This window comes from Clostridium guangxiense (assembly GCF_021043395.1).
Lineage (GTDB): Bacteria > Bacillota > Clostridia > Clostridiales > Clostridiaceae > Clostridium_S > Clostridium_S guangxiense.
Map to the genome: position 1 here is coordinate 1 of NZ_JAJNKE010000077.1, position 5,592 is coordinate 5,592.

General features: G+C 31.8%; 5 protein-coding genes and 1 pseudogene. 2 read left to right on the forward strand and 4 right to left on the reverse strand.

The window, feature by feature from the left end:
- Window positions 1-142 precede the first annotated feature (142 nt).
- Window positions 143-547 carry a YsnF/AvaK domain-containing protein gene (locus LQK79_RS20495; protein WP_231017737.1) on the reverse strand — a complete coding sequence of 135 codons (405 nt, stop codon included), beginning with the start codon at window positions 545-547 and terminating at the stop codon, window positions 143-145.
- Window positions 548-620: 73 nt separating this feature from the next.
- On the reverse strand, window positions 621-1,070 hold the full coding sequence (locus LQK79_RS20500; protein ID WP_231017738.1) for a YsnF/AvaK domain-containing protein: 450 nt from the start codon (window positions 1,068-1,070) through the stop codon (window positions 621-623).
- A gap of 275 nt (window positions 1,071-1,345) precedes the next feature.
- Here LQK79_RS20500 and brnQ point away from each other — a divergent pair, with 275 nt between their 5' ends.
- The gene (brnQ, locus tag LQK79_RS20505; RefSeq protein WP_053243391.1) at window positions 1,346-2,698 is read left to right on the forward strand and encodes a branched-chain amino acid transport system II carrier protein; all 1,353 of its coding nucleotides are present in this window, start codon (window positions 1,346-1,348) and stop codon (window positions 2,696-2,698) included.
- A gap of 85 nt (window positions 2,699-2,783) precedes the next feature.
- On the opposite strand, the gene LQK79_RS20510 is transcribed toward brnQ, so the two are convergent.
- Together LQK79_RS20510 and LQK79_RS20515 are read right to left on the reverse strand one after the other, a co-directional pair.
- Window positions 2,784-3,548 carry a MerR family transcriptional regulator gene (locus LQK79_RS20510; RefSeq protein WP_231017740.1) on the reverse strand — a complete coding sequence of 255 codons (765 nt, stop codon included), beginning with the start codon at window positions 3,546-3,548 and terminating at the stop codon, window positions 2,784-2,786.
- Between the two features lie 148 nt (window positions 3,549-3,696).
- Window positions 3,697-3,873 (reverse strand): annotated as a pseudogene (locus tag LQK79_RS20515) (class II glutamine amidotransferase); the annotation flags it as partial.
- Between the two features lie 199 nt (window positions 3,874-4,072).
- Here LQK79_RS20515 and LQK79_RS20520 point away from each other — a divergent pair.
- The gene (locus LQK79_RS20520; protein ID WP_231017742.1) at window positions 4,073-5,503 is read left to right on the forward strand and encodes a PTS mannitol transporter subunit IICB; all 1,431 of its coding nucleotides are present in this window, start codon (window positions 4,073-4,075) and stop codon (window positions 5,501-5,503) included.
- The last annotated feature ends 89 nt before the right edge of the window (window positions 5,504-5,592 follow it).

Genomic DNA, 5,592 nt, shown 5'->3' on the forward strand with positions numbered 1-5,592 from the left:
TACCATCAATAAAGCACCAGCAAAAGCTGGTGCTAATAATTAAAACTTTTTGGGACATTTTCAAAAATGCTTGACAGAAATTTAAGGAGGATTCTGATCAATAGAAAGAATAGCAGTAAGTTAAAGCTGCTATTTTTTATTTTTAACTTAATTTGTTTATGACGTTTGGAGAACCAGAAATTTTAACTTTAGGTTTTTCTTTTTTTAAGGTTTCCTCAATATGTTCAATATCTTCTATTTGCTGCTTATATATTGAGATATCTTCTAAAATAACTTTGTGCTTTGAAAACTCTACTTGTTCTTCATTTAGAGGTATTCGTATAACTTGTGTTTCTGCAGCTTTACTCTTTGAAGTATCTGGTGCAATGGATTTTTTCTCTATTACAAGTTCTTCACGTTGAATAGGTATAGTAAAGTTCTTTTCTTCAGAAAAAACTTCTTTATGAATCTTTACATCTCCTGTTTGTATCCATTTTTTAGCTATATCAAGCTGCTCTTCTTTAATTTGAAGTGTTGTTTTATTTTGAGATGCTAAATTTTTCCCCATGCTCTTACCCTCCATTTGTTTAAAAACACCTCACAAATCATAAATTGGATTGAGAGGTGTTTTTCTTTAGTAATTATTGTTGATCGGTTCCTTCATCCACTACGTTAGGATCACCAACCGTATTTATACGAGCTTCTTCATGTTTAAGAGTTTCGTCTATGTGCTCCGTATCTTCTATGGCACGCTTATGAGCCGAAACTTCTCCAGTTACTACAGTATGCTTACCTACATCAACCTTTTCTTCACTGACAGGAATTTTAATAGCTTCGCTGTCACCTATAGGTGTATCACTTGCTTCATTGTTTAAGGATTTTCGTTCAATTACTACTTCTTCATGTTTTACAGGAACATCAACGGCTTTGTGTTCTTCTATAATTTCTTTACCGAGTTCTACTTCACCTTTTTTAACGTTATTTTTTGCAATGTCAAGTTCTTCTTTGTGAAGACGAAGTTTTTTATCATCATCGTCAGATTCCTTTTTATTATCATCACCATTTCCAAATATATCTCCTAATATACTCATAATAACACCTCCATAAGTCAATAATTCTTTCCTTTATATATTTCCCTCTTAAGAAGTATATTATCCTATTTAAAATTGGGTTTTGTGTACAAGATTGGTTTAGCATACTGTAATTATATATTAATAATTATGAAATGGATGTTATACTAAAACGTATGAAGTTGAAATGGTTTATATATATTTGTATAATGAAAAAAAGAATTTCACTAAATTATATAAGTGTATTATAATGTATGGAATAAATATGTTATTAAAGCATTTTAGGGGGCTATTTTATGAAAGAAAAACTAAGTTTCAAGCAAAATTTGTTAATAGGTTCGCTGCTTTTTGGGTTATTTTTTGGTGCTGGTAATTTAATTTTTCCGGTACAGATGGGACAAGAAGCTGGAAGTCACACTTTTGCAGCTACCATCGGATTTTTAATTACAGGTGTAGGATTGCCGATAGTTGGAATTGTCGCATCGGCAATTTCAAAAAGCGGAAGCCTACTTGATATGACTAGTCCAGTTGGCTCACGTTATTCAAAAATATTTACCTGTTTATTATATTTAACGATTGGTCCATTATTTGCAATTCCACGTACTGCTACAGTTGCATTTGAGGTTGGAATTCATCCATTTATTTCTAACCAATATTTAAAGTTGGGATTATTTATTTTTTCATCTATATTTTTTATTTTTACTATTTATTTTTCGCTAAGACCAGGAAGAATTTTAGATTGGGTAGGTAAATATCTTACTCCTATTTTTTTAATACTTCTATCAATTTTATTAATTGCTGCTTTTATAAAGCCAATGGGACAAGTAAACAACTATGCTGCTCAGGGTAAATATATAACCCAACCATTAACTACTGGTCTATTAGATGGATATAATACTATGGATGCTTTAGCATCTCTAGCTTTTGCTATAATTATTATTTCTAATATACAAAAGATGGATATTAAAAATTCTAGCTTAGTTGCTATTGAAACATGTAAATCAGGTTTGGTTAGTGTTGTTCTTATGTCCATTATTTATGCATCATTAGCTTATATGGGAGCTGCAAGTTTAGGAAGCGTAAAGCGCGCTGATAATGGAGGAAGTATTTTATCCATGGTAAGTGAGCATTATTTAGGTCTTATTGGTGCAGTATTACTAGCAGCTATTGTAGCAATTGCATGTGTAAAGACAGCTATTGGGTTAATTACTTCTTGCTCAGAGATGTTCAGCGAAATGTTTCCAAAATCAATTCCATATAAAAATTATGCTATTTTATTTACAGCATTTTCATTTATAATTGCTAATTTTGGATTAAACAACATAATTAAATTTTCTTTACCAGTACTTATGTTTTTATATCCTTTGGCAATAACTTTAATTGTATTGTCTTTATTAACTCCAGTTATACATAAACAGCATGATATTTATAAATGGACAACTGGATTAACAATTATCGCAGCGTTTTTTGATTTATGCAAAGCACTGCCACAGTCTATTGAAAAAAATGTGGTAATAATGCATGTTGTCAATTTTGCTCATTTATATTTGCCAGGCTTTGATTATGGATTTGGATGGATATTGCCAGCTTTTTGTGGCTTTTTTATAGGAGTAATAATTTGTGGTGTCCACAGAAAAAGAAGTTTATAAAAATTGACATTTTTTCTAATATAATAAAAAATCCTATAGGCGAAGTAACAGTGTTTGGAAACTGTTACTTCGCCTATAGGATTTTTTATTTTTTAATTCCAGTATATATGAGAACAGCATCTCTCAAAAATTTTGCTAATCCTGGCTGATATTTATCATAGTAGGCTGTAAATCTTTCATCATCAACATACATTTGGGCAACACCAGCATGTGCTTCCTTTGTATATTCTCCCCACGAAAGGCTTAACCATTGGTGATGTAAATCTGCAGCTTTTTGAGCAAGTTTACCTGCTGGGTCACCTGTTAGAAAGGCAGCTTTCAAGGTGTCAATGACATCATGACCTAATTTTTCGAGATTATCATATTGTTCCTTAGTCAAATTCTTAAATACTTTATTTGATTTATCAATTTGTTCATTTCCGTACTTTTCCCTGATTTCTTTACCAAATTTTTTTTCATTTTCATCTATCATTTTTTGTTTAAAACCTTCAAATTTTTCTTTATCACGCATTATAATTCTCCCTTCGGCTTCTGCTATTGTTTTGTCAACATTAGCAATTAATAATTCCAATTGTTCACGTTTTGCCAGAAGTTTTTTACGATGTTCTTTCAATGCATTTGTACTATTGAATGACTGGGAGGTTAAAATATCTTTTATACATTTCAAGCTTACACCAAGTTCTCTATAAAAAAGTATTTGTTGTAGTCTATTAACTTCCTGTTTTCCGTAAATACGGTATCCTGAAGAATTAATTCTTGCCGGCTTAAGAATTCCAATTTCATCATAATACCGCAGTGTCCTAGTGCTGACTCCAGACATTTTTCCTAGCTTTTGCACTGTATATTCCATGTTCTCACCTCCTGACAAATTTAATATACACCTTCACGCAGCGTCAATGTCAATATACTTTTTTAGTTTTGTTTTAAATAAGTACAAATTGCAGCTGCAATGTAATATGCAAGTAATTGTAATGATATAACTGAAATTACAGGCATAAGAGCACTGTTTTTAGATTTTCTAATCTACCTTGTTTTTTGGATAAATTCATTTCGCCCATTTTGCTTATAACTGCCACTCCAGCTGAATCGTACCCTCTATACTCTAGTTTACTAAGTCCACTAAGGAGAATAGATACTGCATCTTTTTCGCCTGCATAACCAACTATGCCACACATAAATAAATACCACCTGAATCTTTAGCCTAAGTTAAGCAAATAATAATAGTGAAAATTGTATTTCAATTTTGTCATTTAAAATTGCAAATGAAACTGAAGTGGTTTAGATTGAAAACGAGTACACAAAATTGTATTATGATATCAGAAACACGAAACACAAAAGAAAAAACAAAAATTTTAAAATTTGGGGGGAAAACAAATGGCAGAATTATCAAGTAGAAATTCATCAGTAAAAGGAAAGATTCAAAAATTTGGTGCATTTTTAAGTGGTATGGTTTTACCAAATATAGGAGCATTTATTGCATGGGGTTTAATTACAGCATTGTTTATACCTACAGGTTGGATACCTAATGGAAATCTAGCAAAACTTGTAAGCCCTATGATAACTTATATGTTACCAATTCTAATTGGATATCAAGGCGGAAAACTTGTTTATGAGTCTAGAGGAGGAGTTGTTGGAGCAATTGCTACTGCTGGTGTTATCATTGGTTCAAGTATACCAATGTTCTTAGGAGCTATGATTGTAGGACCCCTTGGAGGATTTGTAATAAAGAAATTTGACAAAGCTGTAGAGGGAAAAATTCCAACGGGTTTTGAAATGCTAGTTAATAATTTTTCTGCTGGTATTATAGGTGGTGCTTTATCATTATTGGCATTTTCATTTATAGGACCAGTAGTGTCAGGTATTTCTATAGCGCTTGGAACAGGTGCTCAAATAATAACACAAAAAGGACTACTTCCATTAATAGCTATGTTAGTTGAACCTGCAAAAATTTTATTTTTAAATAATGCAATTAATCACGGTGTATTTTCACCACTTGGAATTGAACAAGTACATTCAATGGGTAAATCAATATTTTTCTTGCTTGAGCCAGATCCAGGTCCAGGGTTAGGAATACTTTTAGCTTATATGGTATATAGCAAGGGCTCAGCTAAACAATCTGCTCCAGGTGCGGCAATTATCCATTTCCTTGGTGGTATTCATGAAATATATTTCCCATATGTTTTAATGAAACCATTCTTATTAATAGCAGTAATTTTAGGAGGAATGGCAGCAGATTTAACTTTTGTATTATTGCACGCAGGACTTGTAGCAAGCCCATCACCAGGTAGTATATTTGCAGTATTAGCTATGTCACCAAAAGGCGGTCAGCTTTCAGTGTTAGCAGGAGTTGCAGTAGGTACTATAATTTCCTTCTTAGTTGCTTCAGTAATAATTAAGAGAGGCAACCAGAATGAAAGTCAAAATCTCGATGAAGCAAAAGAAAAGATGAAAGAAATGAAACTCGCTAGCAAAGCACAGAGTTCATCAAATGTAATGGTAGAAAATAATCAGACATCACTATATTCAGATATAAAATTAATAGTATTTGCTTGTGATGCAGGTATGGGATCTTCTGCAATGGGAGAATCTATACTTAGAAAGGCATTAAAAGATGCTGGTATTTTAGATATAACAGTAAAACATTCATCTGTAGATAGTATTCCAAGCGATGCAGATGTGGTTTTCACACAAGAAAATTTGGTAGAAAGAGCAAAAAAATCATCTGCAACATCACAAATTATTACAATAAAAAACTTTTTGGATAGAACAAAGTATGATGAGTTCATAAGTCAATTAAAAAAATAGGTGATTCGTATGAATATATGATTGAAAAGTGATAATGTCTTAGTGTACCACATTTGATTATGTCCTCAAAAACAAAATTTATAGTATAA

Excerpts from the sequence above, each read along its gene's own strand:
- LQK79_RS20495 (WP_231017737.1), bottom strand. The coding sequence starts at position 547 with ATGGGGAAAAATTTAGCATCTCAAAATAAAACAACACTTCAAATTAAA.
- LQK79_RS20500 (WP_231017738.1), bottom strand. The coding sequence starts at position 1,070 with ATGAGTATATTAGGAGATATATTTGGAAATGGTGATGATAATAAAAAG.
- brnQ (WP_053243391.1), top strand. The coding sequence starts at position 1,346 with ATGAAAGAAAAACTAAGTTTCAAGCAAAATTTGTTAATAGGTTCGCTG.
- LQK79_RS20510 (WP_231017740.1), bottom strand. The coding sequence starts at position 3,548 with ATGGAATATACAGTGCAAAAGCTAGGAAAAATGTCTGGAGTCAGCACT.
- LQK79_RS20520 (WP_231017742.1), top strand. The coding sequence starts at position 4,073 with ATGGCAGAATTATCAAGTAGAAATTCATCAGTAAAAGGAAAGATTCAA.